Source organism: Phocaeicola abscessus CCUG 55929, assembly GCF_000312445.1.
Lineage (GTDB): Bacteria > Bacteroidota > Bacteroidia > Bacteroidales > Bacteroidaceae > Phocaeicola > Phocaeicola abscessus.
In genome coordinates, this window is record NZ_HE997183.1 from 154617 (window position 1) to 179419 (window position 24803).

At 47.7% G+C, this 24803-nt stretch carries 20 protein-coding genes, 1 tRNA gene and 1 pseudogene; 9 read left to right on the top strand and 13 right to left on the bottom strand.

Annotated elements, in window-relative coordinates; genetic code table 11:
- Positions 1-12: 12 nt before the first annotated feature.
- Positions 13-85 (top strand) — tRNA-Lys (locus BN102_RS04700).
- A gap of 44 nt (positions 86-129) precedes the next feature.
- Here BN102_RS04700 and BN102_RS04705 read toward each other — a convergent pair.
- Together BN102_RS04705 and rlmD are read right to left on the bottom strand one after the other, a co-directional pair.
- On the bottom strand, positions 130-1041 hold the full coding sequence (locus BN102_RS04705; protein WP_019207935.1) for an RluA family pseudouridine synthase: 912 nt from the start codon (positions 1039-1041) through the stop codon (positions 130-132).
- Positions 1034-2461: a 23S rRNA (uracil(1939)-C(5))-methyltransferase RlmD gene (gene rlmD, locus BN102_RS04710; RefSeq protein ID WP_019207936.1), complete on the bottom strand. Its 1428-nt coding sequence runs from the start codon at positions 2459-2461 to the stop codon at positions 1034-1036. The genes BN102_RS04705 and rlmD overlap by 8 nt, the downstream gene beginning before the upstream one ends.
- A 187-nt stretch (positions 2462-2648) precedes the next feature.
- Here rlmD and ppdK point away from each other — a divergent pair, with 187 nt between their 5' ends.
- Entirely contained in the window at positions 2649-5438 is a 2790-nt protein-coding gene (ppdK, locus tag BN102_RS04715) for a pyruvate, phosphate dikinase (RefSeq protein ID WP_019207937.1), read from the top strand.
- 603 nt (positions 5439-6041) lie between these two features.
- Here the strand turns inward: ppdK and BN102_RS10525 are convergent.
- Positions 6042-7013, bottom strand: coding sequence for a helix-turn-helix domain-containing protein (locus BN102_RS10525; RefSeq protein WP_198006548.1), 972 nt, complete (start codon positions 7011-7013; stop codon positions 6042-6044).
- A gap of 347 nt (positions 7014-7360) precedes the next feature.
- Between BN102_RS10525 and BN102_RS10860 the strand changes: the two genes are divergently transcribed.
- The 5 genes from BN102_RS10860 (at position 7361) to BN102_RS04740 (ending at position 12996) form a co-directional block, all read left to right on the top strand.
- The gene (locus BN102_RS10860; protein WP_019207939.1) at positions 7361-7513 is read left to right on the top strand and encodes a hypothetical protein; all 153 of its coding nucleotides are present in this window, start codon (positions 7361-7363) and stop codon (positions 7511-7513) included.
- A 36-nt stretch (positions 7514-7549) separates the two neighbouring features.
- Entirely contained in the window at positions 7550-9352 is a 1803-nt protein-coding gene (locus BN102_RS04725) for a hypothetical protein (RefSeq protein WP_019207940.1), read from the top strand.
- 35 nt (positions 9353-9387) lie between these two features.
- Positions 9388-10977: a LamG-like jellyroll fold domain-containing protein gene (locus tag BN102_RS04730; protein WP_019207941.1), complete on the top strand. Its 1590-nt coding sequence runs from the start codon at positions 9388-9390 to the stop codon at positions 10975-10977.
- A 40-nt stretch (positions 10978-11017) separates the two neighbouring features.
- The gene (locus BN102_RS04735; RefSeq protein ID WP_019207942.1) at positions 11018-11197 is read left to right on the top strand and encodes a hypothetical protein; all 180 of its coding nucleotides are present in this window, start codon (positions 11018-11020) and stop codon (positions 11195-11197) included.
- 248 nt (positions 11198-11445) lie between these two features.
- Positions 11446-12996, top strand: a complete 1551-nt coding sequence (locus BN102_RS04740; protein ID WP_083867198.1) for a LamG-like jellyroll fold domain-containing protein — start codon at positions 11446-11448, stop codon at positions 12994-12996.
- A 164-nt stretch (positions 12997-13160) separates the two neighbouring features.
- Here the strand turns inward: BN102_RS04740 and BN102_RS04745 are convergent, their stop codons facing one another.
- Entirely contained in the window at positions 13161-13958 is a 798-nt protein-coding gene (locus tag BN102_RS04745; protein ID WP_019207944.1) for an alpha/beta hydrolase, read from the bottom strand.
- A 115-nt stretch (positions 13959-14073) separates the two neighbouring features.
- Here BN102_RS04745 and BN102_RS10865 point away from each other — a divergent pair.
- Positions 14074-14645, top strand: a pseudogene (locus tag BN102_RS10865) (glycosyl hydrolase 2 galactose-binding domain-containing protein); the annotation flags it as partial.
- Positions 14646-14677: 32 nt separating this feature from the next.
- On the opposite strand, the gene hisB reads toward BN102_RS10865, so the two are convergent.
- From hisB to BN102_RS04775, 5 genes are all read right to left on the bottom strand, one after another.
- Positions 14678-15802, bottom strand: a complete 1125-nt coding sequence (gene hisB, locus BN102_RS04755; RefSeq protein ID WP_019207946.1) for a bifunctional histidinol-phosphatase/imidazoleglycerol-phosphate dehydratase HisB — start codon at positions 15800-15802, stop codon at positions 14678-14680.
- Positions 15803-15819: 17 nt separating this feature from the next.
- Entirely contained in the window at positions 15820-16860 is a 1041-nt protein-coding gene (gene hisC, locus BN102_RS04760; protein WP_019207947.1) for a histidinol-phosphate transaminase, read from the bottom strand.
- Entirely contained in the window at positions 16857-18143 is a 1287-nt protein-coding gene (hisD, locus tag BN102_RS04765; protein ID WP_019207948.1) for a histidinol dehydrogenase, read from the bottom strand. Before hisD ends, hisC begins: the two co-directional genes overlap by 4 nt.
- A gap of 10 nt (positions 18144-18153) precedes the next feature.
- Positions 18154-19005: an ATP phosphoribosyltransferase gene (hisG, locus tag BN102_RS04770; RefSeq protein WP_021311511.1), complete on the bottom strand. Its 852-nt coding sequence runs from the start codon at positions 19003-19005 to the stop codon at positions 18154-18156.
- A gap of 229 nt (positions 19006-19234) precedes the next feature.
- A complete protein-coding gene (locus BN102_RS04775; protein WP_019207950.1) occupies positions 19235-19534 on the bottom strand; it encodes a Dabb family protein in 300 nt (99 codons plus the stop codon).
- 201 nt (positions 19535-19735) lie between these two features.
- Between BN102_RS04775 and BN102_RS04780 the strand changes: the two genes are divergently transcribed.
- Positions 19736-21112: an MltF family protein gene (locus BN102_RS04780; protein WP_019207952.1), complete on the top strand. Its 1377-nt coding sequence runs from the start codon at positions 19736-19738 to the stop codon at positions 21110-21112.
- Positions 21113-21386: 274 nt separating this feature from the next.
- On the opposite strand, the gene BN102_RS04785 is transcribed toward BN102_RS04780, so the two are convergent.
- Genes BN102_RS04785 through BN102_RS04800 form a run of 4 tightly spaced genes read right to left on the bottom strand, consistent with a single transcriptional unit; the run spans position 21387 to position 24648 of the window.
- Positions 21387-23024: an ABC transporter ATP-binding protein gene (locus BN102_RS04785; RefSeq protein WP_019207953.1), complete on the bottom strand. Its 1638-nt coding sequence runs from the start codon at positions 23022-23024 to the stop codon at positions 21387-21389.
- Complete coding sequence (locus BN102_RS04790) at positions 23017-23286, bottom strand: PqqD family protein (protein ID WP_019207954.1); 270 nt, start codon at positions 23284-23286, stop codon at positions 23017-23019. The genes BN102_RS04785 and BN102_RS04790 overlap by 8 nt, the downstream gene beginning before the upstream one ends.
- 2 nt (positions 23287-23288) lie before the next feature.
- Positions 23289-23756 carry a S24/S26 family peptidase gene (locus BN102_RS04795; RefSeq protein WP_019207955.1) on the bottom strand — a complete coding sequence of 156 codons (468 nt, stop codon included), beginning with the start codon at positions 23754-23756 and terminating at the stop codon, positions 23289-23291.
- Between the two features lies 1 nt (position 23757).
- The gene (locus BN102_RS04800; protein ID WP_019207956.1) at positions 23758-24648 is read right to left on the bottom strand and encodes a hypothetical protein; all 891 of its coding nucleotides are present in this window, start codon (positions 24646-24648) and stop codon (positions 23758-23760) included.
- Between the last annotated feature and the right edge of the window lie 155 nt (positions 24649-24803).

Consider the following 24803-nt stretch of genomic DNA (forward strand, 5'->3'; position numbering starts at 1 on the left):
CAAACGAAAGAAGCATCCTTAGCTCAGTTGGCAGAGCAACTGACTCTTAATCAGTGGGTCCAGGGTTCGAATCCCTGAGGATGTACGAAAAGCTTCGGAAGCGATACTTCCGAAGCTTTTCGTACGCGGTTATTTATCTGCCGTGAGATCTTTAAATGCTTTCGGATAAGGAGTTTCGAATTCCATAAACTCCCCCGTCACCGGATGGCGAAAACAAAGCTTGAACGCATGCAAGGCAAGTCTGCGTAAAGGATCGGTCTGAGCGCCGTAGCGGAAATCGCCTGACACCGGATGTCCCAATCGCAAGGCATGGACGCGAATCTGATTCTTCCGTCCCGTCTCCAAGTACAATTCGATCAACGAATAGTCGTTATGGCATTTGATCGTCTGATAGTGCGTTATGGAATATTTCCCTCCGTCGTCGTAATCGCTCGAGCTGACATGCGATTTATGATCGGTCAGCCATGACTTTACCGTCCCCTCCTTCTCTTCCATCCGCCCTTCCACCACAGCCACATACCGGCGGTCGGTCACCACTTCCTGCCAATTATCGCGAAGTGAATGTTGCGTCTTTTCATCCTTTGCATACATCATCAGTCCGCTGGTCTCGCGGTCGAGGCGATGAACCACATAAATACGGTTTTTAGGACGTTCGCGCTTCACGTATTCATTCAGAATATGCTGCACCGTCCGTTCTTTTTGGTTTTCCGTACCCACCGAGAGAAGCCCTTCCTTCTTCTCGACCACTATCAGGTAAACATCCTCGTAAACCAGTTTCAACAGTGGATGACGGAATCCCTTATTATTCTTCGAACGGCTCATCTGAACTTTCATTCCCTGCTTCAACGGAAAGTCGTGTTGAGTGGTAATGACATTATCCACCTGTATCGCCCGGCTCGATAAAAGATGCTTCACCTTGGTACGGCTGATGCCATCCATTTTCTTCATCAGAAAAGCCATCAGCTCGTCCGGTTCGTCCACACGGAACACCGTATATTGAGCGACAGCCCGTGCTACGGGTCTTCCTTTCGATTCAATCATGATTTCTTTTTTCAAGTAAAACTACATTCTCGACATGCTGGGTATGGGGAAACATATCCACCGGCTGGACGGCCGTCACCTTGTAATTCGCATCCAACAGCGAAAGATCGCGGGCCTGCGTAGCAGGATTGCAACTCACGTAGACGATACGCTCAGGCCTCGCAAACAACATCGTACCGATCACATCGGGATGCATGCCGGCGCGGGGCGGATCGGTGATGATCACGTCGGGATGTCCGTACCCGTCAATGAAATCTTGCGTGAGGATATCTTTCATGTCCCCTGCCAAAAACAAGGTATTCCCGATGCCATTGATCGCAGCATTGACCTTCGCATCTTCGATGGCCTCCGGAACGTACTCAATACCTATTACCTTCTTTGCCTGACGGGAAATGAAATGGGCGATCGTCCCCGTCCCCGTATAAAGATCGTAAACGAGTTCGCCTCCCGTCAAGCCGGCGAGGTTACGTACCACCTTATATAATCGATACGCCTGTTCGCTATTGGTTTGGTAAAACGACTTCGGCCCCACCTTAAAACGCAATCCTTCCATTTCCTCGAAGATATGATCCTCTCCCCTGAAGACTTTCACCTCCAATCCTTCGAGCGTGTCGTTGTGCTTGTCATTATTCACGTACAGCAACGAAGTTATTTGAGGAAATTTCTCGGCGACGTACTTCAGCAAGTCGTTCTTTTGCGCTTCTTCCGCAGCGTTTGTGATTTTGAATTGAATGAGCGCCATCAGTCCTCCCGTAGCGGAAGTGCGGATCATCAGGTTACGCAACAAGCCTTCCTGCGTTTTCAGGTTGAAGAAAGTATAAGCGTGTTCGTATGCAAAATCGCGTATCGCATTCCGAATCTGGTTGTTGATATCGTCTTGCAACCAGCATTTATCGATGGCCAACACTTTATCGAACGCCTCAGGAATATGGAAACCGACGGCATTCATCTGCTCGTATTTCACGTCTTGCGCAATCTCTTCCCGAGTCAGCCAACGCTTGTGGGAAAAAGTAAATTCCAATTTGTTTCGATAAGCGATGATCTTTTCCGATCCGATGATCGGAGAAATCTCCGGCAGCTCGATCTTCCCTATTCGGGTAAGATTATCCACTACTTGCCGTTGTTTGTATTTGATTTGTTCGCGGTAATCCAAGCATTGCCATTTGCACCCTCCGCAAATGCCGAAATGGGTACAAAACGGTTTTACTCGGTTGGGGGAATAGGCATGAAATTTGATCGCTTCAGCTTCCGCATAATGGTGTTTCATCCGAGTCACCCTCAGATCGACGATATCGCCGGGCACCGCATAAGGAACGAACACGACAAAGTCGTTTACCTTCGTCAATGCTTTTCCCTCTGCCGCTACCTCTGCGATAGTTACTTTCTCGAAGACAGGAAATTCTTTTTTCTTTCTGCTCACACTGAGAATATCCGTTGATTTTGCGACAAAAATAATCAAAATCTCCCACTCCTGATTTATAAAATAAAAGTATCTAAAAGCTGTCATGTAGATATTGCAATTTTATAGGCGATTTGTTTGCAGGTTGACTGATAATGTCTAATTTTGTGGAATAAAATTCTCATTAAAAATTTAAATTGTAAATCTTATGACTAAAAAAAGAGTCTACACCTTCGGTAACGGGCAGGCCGAAGGCAATGCGGATATGAGAAATCTGCTTGGAGGCAAGGGAGCCAACTGTGCAGAGATGAATTTAATCGGAGTTCCGGTTCCTCCCGGTTTTACAATTACTACGGAAGTATGTAACGAATATTTTCAAGAAGGGAAAGAAGCTGTCGTCGCCGTATTGAAAGAAGATGTGGAGAAAGCGGTCAAACATATTGAAAAGTTGATGAACAATCAGTTCGGCGATCCGAAGAATCCGTTGCTTCTTTCCGTCCGTTCCGGAGCTCGCGCTTCGATGCCCGGCATGATGGATACGATTCTGAATCTTGGCATGAACGATGAAGTGGTGGTCGGCCTTGCCAATAAAACGGGTAATGAGCGTTTTGCTTATGACAGTTACCGCCGTTTCGTACAGATGTACGGCGATGTCGTTTTAGGAATGAAACCGGCCGACAAGACAGAAATCGACCCTTTTGAAGCCATCATAGAAGAAGTAAAGAAAGAACGAGATATCAAGCTCGACAACGAAATGAACGTGGATGAGCTGAAAAAACTGGTCACCCTCTTCAAGAAAGCCATTAAGAAACGTACGGGAAAAGAATTCCCGACTGATCCCATCGAACAGCTCTGGGGAGCTATATGCGCCGTATTCGACAGCTGGATGAACGAGCGGGCGATCCTTTACCGCAAGATGGAGGGGATACCTTCGGAATGGGGAACCGCCGTCAGCATCATGGCGATGGTGTTCGGTAATATGGGTGCTACCTCCGCCACGGGCGTTTGCTTCAGCCGGGATGCGGCTACAGGCGAAAACATCTTTAACGGCGAATATTTAGTGAATGCACAGGGAGAAGACGTAGTAGCCGGTATTCGCACCCCCCAGCAAATCACGCTGGAAGGATCCCGGCGATGGGCTAAGTTGCAAGGCATTACGGAAGAGGAACGCGCTTCTAAATATCCTTCGATGGAAGAAACCATGCCCGAAATCTATAAACAGTTGTTCGAGATTCAGGATAAGTTGGAAAAACATTATAAAGATATGCAGGATATGGAGTTTACCGTACAGGAAGGAAAGCTCTGGTTCTTGCAGACCCGCAACGGCAAGCGTACGGGATTTGCCATGGTGAAGATCGCCATGGACCTCCTGCACGAAGATATGATCGATGAAAAAACGGCGGTCATGCGCTGCGAACCGAACAAGTTGGACGAGTTGCTGCATCCGGTATTCGACAAGATTGCCCTGCGTCGCGCCAAGGTGCTGACTCACGGCTTGCCGGCTTCTCCGGGAGCTGCATGCGGACACATCGTATTCTTCGCTGACGATGCCGCAAAAGTGCATGCCCTCGGTAAACGCGTCGTTTTAGTCCGTATCGAAACCTCTCCCGAAGACTTGGCAGGCATGGCGCTTTCCGAAGGCATCGTCACTTGCCGGGGAGGTATGACGAGCCATGCCGCCGTGGTAGCGCGCGGCATGGGAAAATGTTGTATTACCGGTGCCGGATCCATGGTGGTTGACTATAAGAAGAAAACATTGGAAGTAAACGGCGAAGTGTTGCACGAAGGCGATTATCTGTCGTTGAACGGCAGTACCGGCGAGGTTTATCAGGGACGCGTCGACACGAAGGCAGCAGAAGTTACGGGAGATTTTGCGGAGTTGATGTACCTATGCGATAAATATACGAAATTGCATGTCCGCACCAATGCGGATACCCCTCGCGATGCCGCCGTCGCACGCAGTTTCGGGGCTGAGGGTATCGGACTTTGCCGTACGGAGCACATGTTCTTCGAGGAGAAGAAGATCCGCGCCATGCGGGAGATGATCCTCTCGGAAACGAAAGAAGGCCGCGAGAGAGCCTTGGAGAAAATACTGCCTTATCAGATGATCGATTTCTACGAGATCTTGAAGACGATGGACAATTGTCCGGTTAATATCCGCCTGCTCGATCCGCCTTTGCACGAATTCGTCCCGCACGATCTGGCCGGCCAGGAAGCAATGGCGAAAAATATGGGGGTTACCGTACAGGAAATTCAACAACGTGTCGCCAGCTTGAGCGAATCCAACCCGATGTTAGGACATCGCGGTTGCCGCCTGGGAAATACGTATCCGGAGATTACAGCCATGCAAACCCGCGCCATCCTCGGCGCAGCGATCAAGCTCCGCAAGGAAGGCTACGACCCGCGCCCGGAAATCATGGTTCCGTTGATCGGTATCGTCAACGAGTTCGATTTGCAGGAGAAAGTGATTCGGGAAACGGCAACGCAGATGTTTAAGGAAGAGGGCATCGTAGTGAGATTCAAGATCGGTACGATGATCGAAATCCCTCGCGCAGCTCTCACTGCAGACAAGATCGCCAAACATGCTGAATACTTCAGTTTCGGTACGAACGACTTGACCCAAATGACTTTCGGATACAGCCGTGACGACATTGCCAGCTTCTTGCCCACTTATTTGGAAAAGAAGATTTTGAACGTCGATCCCTTCCAAGTATTGGATCAGGAAGGCGTGGGACAGCTTATTCAAATGGCTGTGGAGAAAGGGCGTCATGTTCGTCCTGAACTGATTTGCGGCATCTGCGGCGAACACGGTGGCGAGCCTTCGTCCGTGAAATTCTGCCATCGCGTGCATCTGAACTACGTCAGTTGTTCGCCGTTCCGCGTGCCCATCGCCCGGTTGGCGGCGGCGCAGGCGGCAGTCGAAGACCTCCTTCGCGAAGAAGAGGAAAAGAAAAAAAGGAAGGCCGAAATGGAAGCCGCCCAGGTAGCAGCAGAATAAGCGCCAACTCCTTTTCAATAAGGGCTGAATACTTCATGAAGCGTAGTATTCAGCCCTTTTATCATCCTTACCCACCTGTATGGGGCACAATACGAAACGTATCAAAGAAGATGAGACTAAAAGAGTGTTAATAACATGTATATCAAATAGTTACATTGACGACAGGAATTTACCGCTGTAAAACGAAACGTTTACATAGATTTAATTTCGGTTTACATTTGAGGCATGTTCCATCGTGATTCTAATGGAGTTAAAAATCAAACCATAAGCAAAGGTTGGTTCACAGATCAAGAGATAGAGTTACTTTAGTAAAAGGGGTAAAATAACCTTTTTACAAAATATTATATGCATGCTTAAGTATGTTTATATTCAACCTTATCTACCATTTTTGGAGAAAGTTTCGTCTTTCTTCGTAGATAATATTACCCTTGCAATAGGTTATTCGAGTTATGCAAAGCGTTGTGTGTCATTGCAGAAGATAGGTCGCCAAATCATTACCTACTGCATTTCATAACTCATAAGGCTGTTCATAGCCAATTATTTAGACCTAAATGATAGATTTTTTCGTAAAGTAGTATAAAAAGATTTAAACGGAGATGTATATTACTTCTTTCGATATTCTCCGGGTGGAATACCTTCTTTCTCTTTAAACAAGCGATAAAAGGTGCTAACGCTTTTGAATCCGGACTTTTCTGAAATTTCAGATAAAGTGAGATCATTCGAATAGGGTGATTTCATTAACTTCTTTGCATGAGTGATTCTGTAGCTGTTTACCCAATCACAAAAGTTAATTTGCATTGTTTCGTTTATTATGCGAGAGATATAGGTGCGATTTGTTCCCAACATTAAAGCAATATCAGAAATACGTAGTTCAGGGTTCTTAAATAATTCTTTCTCTTCTAATAATTGATTCAATTGTATCTTGGATATTGTTTGGGAAAGGATAGAGTTTTCATCTTCGCATTCATCTGTTTTGTTGGTACTGTTTAAGTCGTTGGCAAAATCTGTAATGGTAAACTTTTGATGAAAACCCACGTATCCGATAAAAAACAGAAATAATGAATGCGTGACAGAAGGGATAGCTAATAAGGTCCCTTTATTTATAAAAAAGTCTTTGCCTATTTGACTGGAAATGACAGAGATAATTGATGCGAAAATGAATGCAAAGAGCAACCATTTGATGTGACTGAGGTCTTTTCCTCCGGTATTGGAATAAAAGTCTTTTAATGTTTTGTTATATTGGTTGATGAGTTTGTAACCGAAATAAACGGATAAAATTACTTGTATTGGGAAAATGACTTTGAAAGCTCCGTCTTTGAATGTTTCTAAAGTCATTAATAAAGGCAGGGGCTCTGTATATCCTTCTTCATGGTACATGACACTATGAATGTAAGCCTGCATATTATCGGGCGACGTTGAAAAGTAAATAAAGAATGAGAAGGCAGATAATGCTATAGATGGCAACAGTATCCAGCTCCAGCGCCAATTGATTTTTAAATCGTGGGTTAGTAAACGTATATAATAATAGTATAGAGGGTAACCGGCTAACGATGTAAATACCCATATATTATCCATGAATGCAAATAAACGGTATGCATGGTTGAAAAATGCAGCATGTACCAAATAATTAAGTGAGGACAATATAAGGAAAAAAGCAAGATATCGTTTGGGCAAATTTGTCTTGCCGGTGTGTAATAATATGGTGATCCAAAATAAACATACCAGTATAGGCATTATAGAGAATATGTGATACAAAAGCATATTAAAATTAATTTTTGTACAAAAATAGGCTTTTTTTACGATTTGAGAAATCTTTTTTACGATTTGAGAAAGATGTTCGAGCGTTTTGGTTGTAAATTCGTGCGAACTCGTATGGAAAAAGAGAAAAAGAAATAGAAGAAATACTATAAAACAATTAAAGTATGAAAGAAATGGAAGAAGAAGAAAAAAAAGAAGTGATTTACATTGCGCCCCGAGTGCAAGTTATTGACATGATGTTGGAAGATACTATCCTTGCCGGCAGTAAAACGGGTGAGGGATGGGCACCCTCTGATATGCCGGGTGAGGATTGGTAGTATCTTTATTTATTAATGATAAAAAAGTTTAGATTTATGAAGAACATACTGACATACATCGGAATAGCATCCTTGATTCTGTTGACAGGGTGCGCCAATAATGAAGTGACGGAACAAGACTTGTCCGGAAAAACGTCTGAGCGGACGCTGACCCTCACGGCCTCGATGCCGACAGGCAGACCCGAAACCCGCCTTGCCCTTACCGAAACCGACGAGGGCAATATGTCCGTGAAATGGAAAGAGGGCGATAAAATCAGTCTCTGCTTCGTAAGCGGAGAAACGGTAAAAACATTGAGCGACATCCCCGTCACCAATATCCGCGAGGATGGTAAAAAAGCCGACTTCGATTTCTCCCTGCCCGAAGGTATCCACTATCCTTTCAATCTTTACGGCATTTACGGTGCGACGCTTGCAACAGACAGCAAGACGGTGACTTTCCCCACTGCTTCCGCAGGGAGCGGGTTGCCGGACACCGAACCGGTATGCGTGATGCGCTTTGCAGTGGAAGACCTTATGCCTCGCGTACCCGTATCGGTAAGTCTCACGCACTTGGGCTCGTTGCTAAGTATCCAACTGACCAACTCCTCGGATGCCGGTTACACGCTCTCCGGCCTCTCCCTTGCCGGGAACGAGGGCTACGACTGGCTCTACAACGCTTCCGGACAAGCCGCCTATGACATTGTCACCGGCACGTTTACCGACCCCAAGGCAGGTGCAACCCTTAACTTCCCTTTGCCGCCGGACGGCTTGTCCATTGCCCCCGGCGCGACGGCGAAGGTGTATGGCTGGATAGTTCCTACCGCTGCCCCCGACGCAAGCAAAACCATCACCGCCACCCTGAACGAAACGGCCATGCCGCAGGCGCTCCCCGCCAAGGCCTTCGCTGCAGGCAACTATTACCGGCTGAAGCTGTGGTGGGACGGTGTGAGTTGGAAGAGATTTGAAAATCCGTTAGCACGTTTTGCCACACATAACTTGGATGTTTTAAATACACTTGCAACGGGAGATGAACAAACGACCAAAGGCAAAATGTATCAATGGGGACGGAATATTCCATTTGAAGCCGAAGGAACGGTAAACACGGTGGGAGGACAAGTTTCTTCCTGGGACGACAGTAGGATATGGAGTGCCGATTTCATCTCGGGCAATGCATACTGGCATGTGGGGAATCAAGCCACCGATACATGGCGAACGATAATGGCAAAAGCAGCAACCGCACCAGACACATATAAGGGTACCAATACGTCATATCCGGGCGACCCTTCTCCGGAAGGTTGGCACATACCTTCCCGTATGGAGTGGACAATCATCCTCCCTTTCAGTTCCGGCGGATATGGTTTTAAATTCAGTAATAACTATCTGAATAGAACCGAAGAAATCGATTTGGATGGCGACGGTGTGGGTGAAACCTATGTAGCCGATTATAAGACGATTACAGAAAATTCTATGGTCGGCCTGAAATTCAAAGGCACCTGCCGGGCCACGGCCTTTAAATACGAATGGCAAGAAGCAACCAAAAGCATGAAAATTTCCGCCATCCAAACGGATGCCTCTACAACCATCGACCAAATAGCCAATTCCTCTTTTGATTGGACACATGCGGTGGTACGTTACTTCCCCACGGCGGGAAATCGTTACTTTGATAACGGAACAATAGATGCATCGTATAAAAATGTGGGATACTACTGGACTTCAGAGGCTAATAATACGAGTTACGATATTTGGGTAGTTTACATGAAAACGTCCACGGCTTATGTAACTCCTGACGATGCAGGGTGTTGCTGGTCAAAGCGCGGAAACGCATATCTAATTAGATGTATTAAAAACCAAAGTCATTAGATGCTAAAAGGAAAGTAAATAAAAAATATCGGAATATGAGCAACAGACCATTTTATATAGCTTATATCGGATTGGCGGCCTTGTTGTTGGCGGTCGGTTGCACCGATAGCAACGTAACCGGACAACAGGAAACAGCTACCGGACAAACCATCACCCTCACGGCCTCGATGCCGACAGGCAGACCCGAAACCCGCCTCGCCCTTACCGAGACCGACGAGGGCAGTATATCCGTGAAATGGAAAGAAGGCGATAAAATCAGTCTCTGCTTCGTGAGCGGAGAAACGGTAAGGACGTTGAGCGACATCGCCGTTACCAATATCCGCGAGGATGGCAAAAAAGCCGACTTCGATTTCTCCCTGCCCGAAGGTATCCACTATCCTTTCAATCTTTACGGCATTTACGGTGCGACGCTTGCAACAGACAGCAAGACGGTGACTTTCCCCGCGGCTCCCGCAGGGAGCGGGTTGCCGGACACAGAGCCGGTATGCGTGATGCACTTTGCGGTGGAAAACCTCATGCCTCGCGTACCCGTATCGGTAAGTCTCACGCACTTGGGCTCGTTGCTAAGTATCCAACTGACCAACTCCTCGGATGCCGGTTACACGCTCACCGGCTTCTCCCTTGCCGGGAACGAGGGCTACGACTGGCTGTACAACGCTTCCGGACAAGCCGCCTATGACATTGTCACCGGCACGTTTACCGACGCCAAGGCGGGTTCCGCCCTTGACTTCCCTTTGCCGCCGGACGGCTTGTCCATTGCCCCCGGCGCGACGGCGAAGGTGTATGGCTGGATAGTTCCTACCGCTGCTCCCGACGCAAGCAAGACCATCACCGCCACCCTGAACGGGACAGCCATGCCACAGGCACTCCCCGCCAAGGCCTTCGCAGCAGGCAACTATTACCGGCTGAAGCTGTGGTGGGAGGGCACGGAGTGGAAACGTTTCCTCTTGCCCCCGGCAAGCGACTTAGTGGCGCACTGGCCGATGGACGGCAACGCGGAAGACATATCCGGGAATGAACATCACGGCACCCTTGTGGGCGGGATAATGCCAACCGAAGACCACAAGGGTAATCCTAACAGCGCCTACCTCTTTAACGGCACGGACGCAGCCATTCATTTGACCGAAGGAACGAGCAATGTGGAGGCTTCGTCTCTGGGTTTGCCCCAAAAAGCCATTTCAATATCTGCATGGGTGAAAGTGGAAAAGTTTACCGCATGGGCCGGAATATTCTCGTTTATCCAAGATACTTTTGATTTTGAGTATGGAGTGACATTGGCTCTTCATGAGTATCCGAGCAAAAGAAAATTTATTTTTGGAATTGCCGGAGGAGGAATGGGCATTACTTACCTTCCCACACAAAACTCCTGTGCAATCAATCAATGGTATTTTTTTACCGGAACCTATGATGGAACGATAATGAAGTTGTATGTGGATGGGAAACTGTCGGCAGAATCGAATAAACAAGCCGGAGATATTGCATACTCACCAAGTAGGGGCAGAATTGGAAAATATGAAGATGATAATGAAAATAATTATTTTAAAGGTGCCATCGACGACCTGCGTATCTACAACCGCGCCTTAAGCACCGAAGAGGTGTTGGGATTGTATTATTCCACCAAATAAATCGAGATAAATCATTTTACAAATCATTAAAAACAAAAAAATGGGAAGAGCAGCAGAACATTTCGGACACGATCCGAAAGAAGCCGGCAAAAAAGCCGCCAAAGATTTGAAAGAAGGTAAAATCACCAAGGAAGAATTCAAGGACAAGTACCAACAAGCCAAAGATATAGGCTATGGGAAGGAATTTAAAAAAGGATATGCCGAGGAGGCGAGCAAATAATCCCGACCAATCACATCTAAACAATAAAAACATTGTAATGGAACAGGATTTTCGGAAATGTGGCCGTTGCGGGGCAGAACTGTTTTCTCGCACCGAGGTTTATCACAGGCTTTGCTCTAAATGTTTATCTTCGAAAGAGAAAGACTTTAAGCCTTATACTCGCAGATGTGAATATTGCGGTCGTCCCTTGGGCGACCGGCAAATATGTGAATGCCGTATAGAGAACTCCATTTAAAAATCATACAATTATGAAAATATTCAACTTTTCTATTTTTATATGTTTCGCATTGTTGTTGTCATCCTGCACCTCCGAAGTTTCGAAGCTTGATGGGCAACGAGATAATGTATTCACCCTCACGGCCTCGATGCCGGCAGGCAGACCCGAAACCCGCCTCGCCCTTACCGAAACCGACGAGGGCAATATATCCGTAAAATGGAAAGAAGGCGATAAAATCAGTCTCTGCTTCGTAAGCGGAGAAACGGTAAGGACATTGAGCGACATCGCCGTCACCAATATCCGCGAGGATGGTAAAAAAGCCGACTTCGATTTCTCCCTGCCCGAAGGCATCACCGCTCCTTTCGACCTCTACGGCATCTACGGAGCGGCGTTCAAATCCGACAACAACAGCGTCGTACTGCTCAATGCCAACGAGGATGAAGAAGTGACGCTCGATTACGTGGCTCCTCGTTCTGCCATGCGCTTCGCATTAAAGGATATTACCGACGCAGCGTCACTGCCGGGAGTAACCTTTGAGCATCTCGGTTCCATCATGAAGGTGGAAATCACGAACGGATCCGCCACCGGCATCACGGTAAACAGCATCTCCATCATCGGCGACAAGTACGGTTACAACTGGGCATACGGTTCCTCAGGGGAAGGAAAAAATGCGGAATACGACCTGGCAACGGGCACATATACCGATACTCGGGAACAGCCATCCCTGATGTTCTCTCCCGTGAACGGTAAAACCATTGCCACCGGCGGAAAAGAGAGTTTCTACCGCTGGTTTATCCCCACGGAAACGCCGGACAACACGAAAAGTTTCTCCCTTATGCTCAACCATGACGGCGGCACGGGTATGCTCAATCTGCCTTACAAAGAATTTGGGAAAGGCAAGCACTACCGGCTGAAACTGTGGTGGGACGGTACAAACTTAAAACATATCTCCTTGCCGCCGGCAAGCGACTTGATAGCACATTGGAAATTTGATGGGGATGCTAATAATAGTGTTGAAAATAAATATCATGGAACCGTTAATGGAGCGGTATTAACCGAAGATAAAAAAGGGAATAGTAACAGAGCTTATAGCTTTGATGGAAGTTCACATATTCGTATTAATGATGGGGCTATTACAGCGTTTGGTGAAAATTCTTTTTCTTGTAATGTTTGGATAAATAGCATACAATCTTCTGGACTTGGCAATGTTTTAAGAACGGATGATTGCTGGAGTAGTCAAGGCTGGCTTCTCCGGTTCAATAATGGGCGTATAGAAATATGGGAAGGACGAAGTAATAGTTATAGCTATATTTCTACGAACCAATATAGTGATGGAAAATGGCACATGTTGACTTTCGTACGTGATGTAGAGAATAAGAAAGGGATTTTATACGTTGATGGTGTTCTGATTGGAAATTATGATATAACGGGAATAGTCAATAATGTGTCTTCAAGATTGGGCTTATGGATAGGTTCTGGGAATCGTCTTGAATATTATAGAGGGAAGATTGATGATGTTCGTATATACAATCGGGCTTTGACTGCTGAGGAGGTGTTGGCGTTATATCTTTCAACCATATAAAACATGTAAAATAGGGATTATCATACGGCACAAACAGAAATAATTCATAATAAATCCGTTAGGAGAATTAAGTATAACTTCTTTCTGCCAACGGATTTTTGTATTGTATATTACCTCAAAATGCAGAGTACAGATGAAAAGCTGCAACGTTTATTGAGAAATTATCAAATATTCTTCTTGATATATTCGATGAGAATGTGACAAGCCGGAGCATACATAACACCATGATCGAATCCGTCAAGTTCGTACAGGTAAGCAGCTTTATGCCCGACTAATTGAAACAGACGCCAGAAATAGGCTGTCTCTTCATAACGTCCATAAAGTTCTAAGTTTCGGTCACCTGAGACAATAAGGATAGGAGGACAATCGGATCTGACGAACGAGAGTGGAGCATACTCATCAATAAGCGGTTGGGTAGGTTTCATCCCTTTCTGCGCGCGGATATTGAAATGAGTGATGACCTGTCCGCTGAATGGAGCAAGTACGGCAACCGAGTCGGCATCAATGTCGTATTTCTTCAGCCAATGCTTGTCCAGTCCGATGAGATCGACGAGATAGCCTCCGGCAGAGTGACCGGACAGCGCAATCTTCTTAGTGCTTCCACCATATTTAACTATGTTTTTAAAAGTCCAGGCTACAGCAGCTGCTGCATCATCCACACAGTCGTCAATAGTAGCTTTATCACCTAACAAACGGTAGTTGACAGCAATAACAGCTATTTTTTGATTCTTGAATTCTTCAGGGATGAACTTCTCGCCCGAAGTCAGTCCGCCCCCGTGAAACCATATGACAGTAGGAAAGTCTTTTGTGCTTTCAGGATAGTAAATATCAAGTTTGCAACGGCTCAAAGCATATTCATTTCCATCGGTGCGATAAGAGATATCTTTGACAATACTGTAATTTTGTGCTGACAGAGAGATATATAACAGACTGACCAACGAAAGGATAAACAGTTTTTTCATATTATTCCGATTGATAAGATAAGACAAAGATAAAATATTTTTTGATATTCGGAGAAGAATTTCTACTTTTACAACGTAAAACACTCGGCGGATTGCATTTATTTTCGTTAATTTGTGGAGTAATAAACAGATTCTTTTGAACTTCTGAGCAGTAGACTGGAAGGCGGAAGTTTGGGTGAATAATATTAAAGTAGGCAGTCACACCGGTGGCTATACTCCTTTCTCATTCAATATTACAGCAGCTTTGCAGCCTCAGAATAATGTTCTGACGGTCCGCGTGGGACCCGACAGACGACAGTACGCAGCCTATCGGTAAGCAGACAAATAATCCTCAAGGAATTTAGTATACCTCTGTAACAGGTAATCTGGCAGACAGTATGGTTGGAGCCGGTTAATAAGATCCATGTTGTTGCACTGCATACTACTCCGGATATTGATACCCATCGGTTGAGCGTTAAGCCTTGCGTAGCAGGTGCTACTCCTTCCGATTTGGTTCAGGTTGACGTATACGATGGCAAAAGCATGGTTGCTTCCGGAAAAAGCATCAATGGCGAAGAGGTCAGTTTAGATATGCCCGAAAATGCAAAACTCTGGTCTCCCGAAAGTCCGTTCCTTTATGATATAAAAGTGACTGTAAAGCGTGACGGAAAGGTGGTTGATGAAGTATCCGGCTATACTGCTATGCGTACCAGCAAGGCCTTCGTAATGGCCGAACCTCCCTATAACGTTCCTTTGCTCGAAGGTACTTCGTAATGGCGGATATCTCTTTGCACGGCCATCTTTACGGAGCGTGCGAAGGCTTTGAATATACCCTCTATCTTATGGTGTTCGTTCTCCCCCTCCGCCTTGACATGCAGATTCATCCTCGCCGCATCGCTTAAAGATTTAAAGAAATGCGAAAACATTTCCGTAGGCATCTCTCCGATCTTCTCGCGACGAAATTCGGCGTCCCATACCAACCAAGGACGTCCGCCGAAGTCCAAAGCGACCTGACAAAGACAATCGTCCATCGGCAGACAGAATCCGTAGCGCGCTATGCCGCATTTATCCCCCAATGCCCGGTAAAGACATTCGCCTAAAGCGATGCCCGTATCCTCGATCGTATGGTGTTCGTCAACGTTCAGATCGCCTTTGACCCGAATTGTAAGATCCATTCCGCCATGCTTCCCTATCTGTTCCAGCATGTGATTGAAGAATCCCAAACCGGTTTCGATCTCGCAGGTCCCTCTCCCATCGAGGTTCATCCGGATGTAAACATCGGTTTCTTTCGTCACCCGACGTACCTCCGCCGTCCGTTCGCCCGCGAAAAGAAATTCGGCCACTTCGTCCCAATCAGCAGAAGCCAGCACGCAAATCTCTTTCAAATCCTGCTTTTCCTCGAGACTGTCCATATCATCCTGCAACAGGATGGCTTTGCATCCGAGGTTTTTGGCCAGCTCCACATCGGTAAGACGATCTCCAATGACGAAACTGTTCGCCAAATCATAGTCGCCGTTCAGGTATTTGTTCAACATGCCTACACGGGGTTTGCGCGTGGGAGCCTCCTCTTCGGGGAGACTTCGGTCGATCAGGACATCGTCGAAAAAGATTCCCTCTCCCGCCAGCGTCTTCATGAGCAGACGATGGACAGGCCAAAACCGTTCTTCGGGAAACGAAGGAGTGCCCAAACCGTCCTGATTCGTCACCATCACCCATTCGAAATCCAGTTCTTGAGCGATGAAGCTCAAATTCCGGAACACCTTCGGATAAAATTCCAATTTTGTAAAAGAGTCGACCTGGCAGTCGGCAGGAGGTTCAATGATCAATGTTCCGTCCCGATCGATAAACAATACTTTCTTTTTCATCTTCCATACCCTCCCTGCTACAATCCGTAATTTTTCAATGCTTCCAATAATTCGTCATTTTCGAGGCGCGTACCTATCGTCACACGCAAACAGTCTTGGCAAAGCGCTATCTTGTTCCGATTGCGGACGATAATACCCCTTTCCACCAGATAATCATAAATAGCTTTTGCATCAGTCATTCTTGCCAAGAAGAAGTTCGCGTCCGTCGGATACGCTTGTATGCAACACGGAAGTTTTACCAACGCTTCCATGACCCTGCTCCGCTCGTCGGTTAGCGTCTGCACCCACCGTTCGATCGACTCTTTGCGCCGAAGCGCCCTCAACGCCGCCCGCTGCGTCAACAGATTCACATTATAGGGATACTTCACCTTGTTGAACACCTCGATGATCTCTTCCCGGGCAAACGCCATGCCCAACCGGATAGCCGCACACCCCCAAGCTTTACTGAAAGTATTGAGCACGATCAGGTTCGGATAGCTATCGATATCCAAACGGAAAGGCCGCTGCGTTGAGAAATCGGAATATGCCTCGTCTACGACGACGATGCCTTCGAACTGTCGCAACACGCGGACAATCGCTTCCCTTTCCATATTATTCCCCGAAGGATTATTCGGGCTGCATATCCAGACGAGCTTTGTGTTTGCATCGCAGGAGGCGAGCAATTTATCGGCAGAGAGTTGAAAACGATCATCCAATAGCACCGGACGATATTCCACATCGTGGATATCGGCACATACGCGATACATACCGTAAGTGGGTTCGATGGCCACTACATTATCGATTCCCGGACGTGCGAAGCATCGATAGGACAAATCGATCGCCTCGTCACTACCGTTGCCGAGGAAAATTTGCCCGACAGATACTCCCTTCAACTCCGAAATAGCCTTCTTCAGCTCCTCTTGCAACGGATCAGGATATCGATTGTAAGGATGGTTGAACGGATTCTCGTTAGCATCGAGAAAAACCCGAGCGGTACGACCGCCATATTCATTCCGGGCGGACGAATATGGCGTTAAATTCCATATATTCGGCCGGATAAGTTCTTTTAACGATTTCATTTTTCCATAGGTTTTAATCTTATTTCCACTGCATTCCTGTGCGCGTCAAGTCGCTCGCTCGCAGCCATGACGGCAATAGCCGGCCCGATCCTTTTCAAACCTTCTTCAGTTATTTCCTGAAAAGTGATTTTACGAACAAAGCTATCCATATTCACGCCGTTATAAGCTTTTGCATATCCCCTTGTAGGCAAGGTGTGATTCGTGCCGGATGCGTAATCGCCGGCACTTTCGGTCGTTAACGGACCTAAGAAGACGGAACCGGCATTGACCACCTTTTCAGCTAACTCCGCGTAATTCTTCGTCGCTATGATCAGGTGTTCGGGAGCATACTCGTTCGACAGTTCCATGGCTTCGGCATAGTCGCGCACCAAGATGAGTTTGCTATTTTCCAAAGCTTTTGCTGCGATATCCCTTCGCGGCAAGCAGGCCAATTGCCGTTCCACTTCTCTTTCCGTTCGATGCAACAATTCTTCCGAAATAGAAACCACTATCACCTGACTGTCCATTCCGTGCTCCGCCTGTGATAACAAGTCGGCAGCCACCCACGACGGATCCGATGTCTCGTCTGCCAACACTTCCACTTCCGAGGGGCCAGCCGGCATATCGATAGCCACCTCGTGGAGTGAAACCAACTGTTTCGCTGCCTGCACGTATGGATTGCCCGGCCCGAAAATCTTATATACTTTCGGAACGCTTTCCGTGCCGTAGGCCATCGCTCCGATGGCCTGGACGCCACCGACTTTGAAGACCCGCTTTACGCCGCACATCTTGGCCGCGTAGAGAATGGCGGGATTGATCTTTCCTTCCCTGTCGGGTGGAGTGCAAAGTACCACCTCTTGGCAACCCGCGATCTGTGCAGGGATGGCCAACATCAGCACGGTAGAGAATAGAGGAGCCGTCCCGCCGGGAACGTACAACCCCACTCGTTCAACGGGGACCGCTTTCTGCCAGCACATCACTCCCGGTTGCGTCTCCACTTTACGGCCTACAAACCGTTCCGACTCGTGAAATTTTCTGATGTTCGCGGCAGCCAGTGTCATGGCGGCTTTCAACACTTCGGGAACCAGCTTTTCCGCCTCCGCCATTTCGGTATCCGAGACCGATAAAGAGGATAATGCTACTTGATCGAACTCGGCTTCGCAGGCTATGACGGCTTTGTCGCCCTCCGTCTTAATTCGATTCAATACTTCCTTTACCATCCCGTACAAGGCCTCCGTACTGAGGGACGGACGACGGATCAATTCGTTCCACAACGCTTTTGCAGGGTATTTTATAATTTCCATGGCCTCTTTCTTAAACGATCATCTTTTCTATGGGGATCACCAATATGCCTTCGGCACCCAACGATTTCAGTTTTCCGATAATCTCCCAGAAGCACTCTTCATGCAATACAGTATGGATCGAACTCCACCCCGTCTGAGCCAAAGGCATCACGGTAGGGCTCTTCATGCCCGGTAACACGTCGACTATTTCCTTCAACTTCTCGTCAGGGGCATTCATCAATACATACTTCTTGTCTTCCGCCGCCTTTACAGCTTCCACGCGGAAGAGCAATTCGTCGAGTATTTTCTTTTTCTCTTCGTTCAGTTTTTTATGGCCGATGAGCAATGCTTCGCTTTTCATCACTGTTTCCACTTCTTTCAAGCTATTGCTTATCAGGGTAGAACCGGAGCCGATAATATCGAAGATAGCATCGGCCAAATGAATTCCCGGAGCGATTTCGACCGACCCGTTAATTACGTGAATATCGGCCTTAATGCCGCGTTCGTTCATAAAACGTTTTAAGATACGAGGATAGGAAGTGGCTATTTTCTTCCCTTCAAACCACCGAAGCCCTTGATAATCGATATCTTTGGGTATGGCCAGGGAAAGGCGACACTTACTGAATCCGAGCCGTTTGATGATCAAAGCGTCTTCTTGCCGCTCGGCAAATTCATTTTCCCCGACGATACCCAAATCCGCTACGCCTCCGGCCACCGATTGCGGTATATCGTCGTCGCGAAGGAACAACGCTTCGAGAGGGAAATTGGAACTTCGTACCAAAAGCGTACGTTTTGAGAAAGGAATCTTTATATCGGCTTCTTCAAACAATGCCATTGTGTCATCGTAAAGACGTCCCTTCGATTGTACTGCAATTCTTAACATCTCATTTCATTTATATTATTCAAAAACAAAAAGGCTCACCGTCTGGCAAGCCTTTCATTCTGCATCGTATCATAGCATCGCAGCCCACCGGAATTACGCCGTCGGTCTCTGATGATATAACAAAATTCTATTCATTCTTTTTCGATTTTATGGAGCAAAAATATTGCTTTCTATCGAGATAACAAAAAAAATGAAAGGAAAATTTCATTTTTTCTTTCAATCGGGCAGTTTAATACACATAATCTGTACAGGCCCGGTCAACCTTCACCTCTTTTAAGATAGCGGCCGCTTTTACATGCTCCGGATGAAGGGTATATGCCTTCGCTTCGTCCAGCGTATCGAACTCGCTCTCCAAACACAAATCCCAATGCTCGGCTTCATTGATATTAAAACCGACGAAAATGTTTCTGATAAACGGAATGGTAGCCGGCAAAGCTTCGATAGCCGACTTAAAGGCCCGCATATATTCCAATTTCTCTTCGACTGACAGGGATGTTTTCAACTTAAATAATACAATGTGCTTGACCATCGTTTGATATTTTAATTAAATGTTTTACTTTTATGCCGAATTGCCCGAGGCAAAAGTAATTAATTTGTTTCAATAACTCACGAACAGAATGATAATAATCGGCATTACAGGCGGCGGGACGGATTCCGGAAAGACGACGGTGGTAAAGAACGTCATGCACAGTCTTTCTACAAAAAATGAAATCGAAAAGCCCTTAGGCAAATGAGAAGAGTCGGCATACTGATCATTCTTGCCGGCGTATTCTGCTGCTGTCGTATCGGCCCTCGAGAGGAACGGCACGTGGATTTGCTGCAAATTCAGGATAGCGGCAAGATCGTCGCCTTAACCCTGTACGGCTCTACGTCGTATTTCCTTTACCGCGGCCAGCCGATGGGATTCGAATACGAATTGATGGCACAATTGGCGAAATCTCTGAATATAGAACTGGAAATCAAAGTCGGCCGCAACCAGGAGGAATTGGTGCAGATGCTTCAACGCGGTGAAGGTGACATCATCGCTTATAATTTGGCCATTACGAAAACGTACAAGGACAGCGTCCTTTTCTGCGGCGACGAACACATCACGCATCAGGTCCTCGTTCAACGGGACGGGTACGGCCGGGAGAAACCGTTGAGCGACGTGACCCAGTTAGTAGGTAAGGAAGTCTACGTAGAACCCGGAAAATACCTCGACCGGCTGAACAACTTAAACGAAGAATTGGGCGGAGGCATCCTCATCCGTCCGGTAAACAGCGACAGCCTGTCGACGGAAGATCTGATCGAACAGGTAGCCCGCAGGAAGATCGATTATACGATTTGCGACAACACGCTCGCAAAGCTGAATCAAACCTATTTTTCAAACCTTCACATCGACCTGGCCATCAGTTTCGACCAGAAGTCATCGTGGGCAGTGCGCAAAACCTCTCCTCTGTTGGCGGCCTACGCCACCCGATGGCACGAACTGAACGTGGCTTCGTCAGCTTATAAAGCCAGCGCCAAACGCTATTTCGAAGTCAGCAAACAAATCCCCCACTCCCCGCTGCTCTCCTTAGAGAAAGGCATCATCTCCCACTTCGATCAGCTGTTCAGGAAATACGCCGGACAAATCGGGTGGGACTGGCGGATGCTGGCCTCGTTGGCCTATACGGAATCGAACTTCGATACCACCGCCGTCTCATGGGCGGGGGCCAAAGGTCTGATGCAACTGATGCCGGCGACAGCCCGCTCGATGGGCATCCCCCGCGGAAAGGAATACTACGCGGAAGAAAGTATCAAAGGGGCTGTCAAGTACCTAAAGATTACGACGGATTTCTTCAAGCAGATCGCCGACAGCGCGGAGCGGATCAAATTCGTCCTGGCGGCTTACAACGCCGGCGTCGGACATATCGCCGATGCGATGGCGCTGGCGGAGAAATACGGTAAGAACAAATACGTATGGGATCATAACGTAGAAAACTACATCCTCTTGAAAAGCAAGGAAGAATATTATAACGATCCCGTTTGCAAGAACGGCTATTTTCGCGGTGAGGATACCTACCGCTTTGTGAAAGATATTCTTAGCCGAACGAAAGAATATCGAGCCATGATAAAAGACGAATGATGCCGGCGCGCCACTCAGTGGGAGATAAAATCCGTTTTAGGTGCTATCGAGCCACTCAGCGGGAGATAAAATCCATTTTAGGTGCTGTCGAGCCGCTCAGCGGGAGATAAAATCCATTTTAGGTGTTGTCGAGCCGCTCAGCGGGAGATAAAATCCGTTTTAGGTGCTGTCGAGCCGCTCAGCGGGAGATAAAATCGGTTTTAGGTGCTGTCGAGCCGCTCAGCGGGAGATAAAATCCGTTTTAGGTGTTGTCGAGCCGATCGACGGGAGATAATCACAGTTTTTTCAAGTGGACGACATCCGAGCAATAACCGGCAACCGTTTCGTGATGCGTAATGAATATCATGGTCTTGTCGGGGTAGTTCGCCAAGAGGCGCTCCATCAGGATCTCTTCGGTCTCCTCATCCAGCGAAGCGCTGAACTCGTCCAACAGCAAGATATTCCCTTTTCGAAGCAATCCTCGAGCAATGGCGATCCGCTGCGCCTGCCCTTCGCTCAGTCCGCCGCCCTGCTCTCCGCAAACGGTATTCAACCCTTCGGGCAAATCCTTTACAAAATCGGCAGCAGTATGATGAAGCACTTCATAGAGTGCCGGATCGCCGGCATCCGGATCGCCCAATAACAGATTATCGCGGATGGTTCCGCTCAAGAGGGAATTGCCTTGCGGAACGTATACCGTATTGCAGCGACTGCGGGCGTCCGCAACAATTCGTTCCGAAGCATTATAAAGCTCGATGGTTCCCGATTTCGGTTTCAACAGGGATAAGATCAGACGGATCGTCGTGCTCTTACCCGCTCCCGTTTCTCCCATCACGGCGGTTCGGCTGCCGGGCTTGAAATCGTGCGTAAACCGATGCAGCACTTCTTTTCCCTCCTCATAGCCGAAGGTCACCTCTTGCATCAGGATCCCCACCTTTCCGTCCAACCGATGCCGGTCGGCCGTTTCTTCTCCGGGCAGGGCTTCCAGTTCATGCAATCGGTCGATCGAAGTCGTAGCATGAACAAACTGAGGCAACAGCCGAGTCAGTTCGATGGTAGGGCGTTGGATCTGACCGACCAACTGGAGAAAAGCGCTCATGACGCCGAAGGTAATCAGTCCCTGCTGCAATTGGAAGAGGCTCCAGATAAAGACAAAGAGATAACCGGCGACAAATCCGAAGGAGACCATCGAACGGGAAAACAGAGAGAAGCGCGTCCGGTCCATCGTCTGATCGTAAAGCGCTTGTTGCAGCATGTCCAACTTCCCCGCCATCTGATCGTGCTGTTCCATCGTTTGAATCACGATCCGATGTTGGATGCTCTCTTGCAAAACGCTTTGCACATCGCTGTCGGTAGAACGGATATCCTTGGTAAGCCGACGCATCCGCCGGATGTAGATCTTGCTCAATCCCAAGAAGACGGGCATGATAAACAAGATGCACCACGCCAAGGGGGGACTCAGTCGGTACAAAAAGAGGAAAGCGGCCGAGAGATTGATCAGCGTCACCGTCAAATCAGGCAATGAACGGCATACGACTTCGGTCACCACCCGGACATCTTCCTCCAAGCGGTTCAGTATGTCTCCGCTGTGCAAGCATCCTTTCCCCATCCACGTCACATTCATCAAATGAGTGAACAGGTTGTGACGAAGGCGGTTCTTCATCCTGACCTCCGTCTGGTTGGTAAACCAGCTGTTACAGAGCACTGCGCCGATCTGCGCGACCATAAAGACGACCAATAACGCCAAATAAAGCGTAAACGCCGCGGACGCATGTGCGATATGCCCGGTAGCCATATCGATCAGCTGCTTACTGACATAGATGAACAGCAATCCCGCCGCCACTCTGACCATGCCGAGCACGCCGTTGAAAAGCAAGCGGCAACGGATGCCTTTCGTCGCCCTCCACAACCATTGCGCGACGTGTTTAATCATCAATCAGACCTATTGTCTTCCAGCGTGCAATGAGTGCGCCGACATCCTTTGCAGCTACGTCTTCGGTCACATCATATTCTTCTATCAACAAGTCGGCCGCCTCTTTTTCCGTAAAATCTTTTTCCGCCAATTCTTTCCATAAGAAAGCCGCCGTCTCGTTCAACGCGATGAGCTTATTGAAATTAATCTGCTCGATCCCTTCGCCGATGACCACCTCTTTGTCACCGATCTTCCTCAATACAAATCCGTTTTTAATTCTCATATCTACCTTATTCTTTTATATATGGCCAACAGCCAACGACGGACGGGCAACAATCGCCGCCATATCTCGGCTTTTCGCCTTTCTTTTCTTGTGTTCGGATCGATCTCTCTGCCGTTTTTGAGAATCAGTCTGACCATTCCGACGAGCTCGCTTCGCATACATTCTTCCGTACCGCGGAGATTTCCGTCACCCATCAGTACTACCTTGTCGGCGGCTTCGTGCCCGCCGATCGCCACGATGCGATGGAGGACGTAATGCCCTTTGTCGATCTCCGCCAGTACGATATCGCCTATTCCGTACGAAGATTCCGCCGTCAGCTCCACGCTGTCCCGACCTCCTCGGATGAAAGGCAACATGCTGTTCCCTTTCACTTGCAGGATCACCCTTCTTCCTTCGCGAAGAAACTGTTTCACTTCTCCGAGCAAAACGGCATTGGGCATCGTCACCTTCGTATGCTTCTCCGCTTCCATCTCATTCTCCCGTTAAAGCATGAAAACTCAATTCGGCAGCCGCTTCATCGGGCAGGCAATTCAGGCTGAAAACCGGTACCTTCGCGATAAGGGCATTCAAGGTCTCGTTCATCGCATCCGCCATCCGCCGGTCCCATTTCATGCTCGAAACCGTCGGCAGCAAGGCGGCGTAAGCTTGCACGACAGACAGCTCGGCGATCTTGTTTTCCGGAGCCTGCCACAACTGGACGAACCCGCCTATCCGTGCCGCTTCATTCTTATAACAGGGAGTCTTCCCACTCCACGGGGTTCCGTAGACCGTAGGAATGCCTTCCGCATTGAGACCGATCACGGGATTGTCGTCGTTCAGAAGTTCGCACTGATCGACATGCCGCAGCCACAATCGGCTGTGCGTGCTCTTCCCCGTGCCGCTCTTGCCTAAGAACAAATACCCCTTGTCCTTCCGCTTGATTACGGAAGCATGTTGCAAAAGTCGATGGTGGAAAGCGCCGGCAAAGGCGTAAAGTATCATCACTGCATTGTTCACGACATAATCCCGGAATTCGATCCCCCCTCGAATATACAATTTGCCGCTCGCATATCGGTCGGCCATGACCAGATACGAAATCGCCTTCGGTCGATTCGACAAGGTCATCTCTATTTTCACCTCGTCGGCGGCCGTGCGAAACAGTCGAAATTGCTGACTCTCTTCCTCGAAAGTCGTCATCAGCTTATCGGCGGCAGTATCCGGAAGCATTTCTCTCGCAGGCAGAACAGACAGCTGAAACAATAAGTCATCCGCCTGTCGAACGGAAAAGGGTCGATAGTTCTGTAATCGGGAATCCCACGCTTCTTCTTCCGGCAGATGCAGCGCAAAAGTCAGCTCTCCCACTTCGTACAAACAGGTCTTCATGGTTTGTTTCTTTAATCGAGGGCTAAAGTAGTAAAAAAATCGATAGAGGTCCTCCTTTTTCGTCGATAATGTTGAAAAGGAATCGGGACAAAGCGCATTTGCATAAAATTAACTGCTAATTTTTCGTTGTGTCGATGTTTTGCTATCTTTGCCGT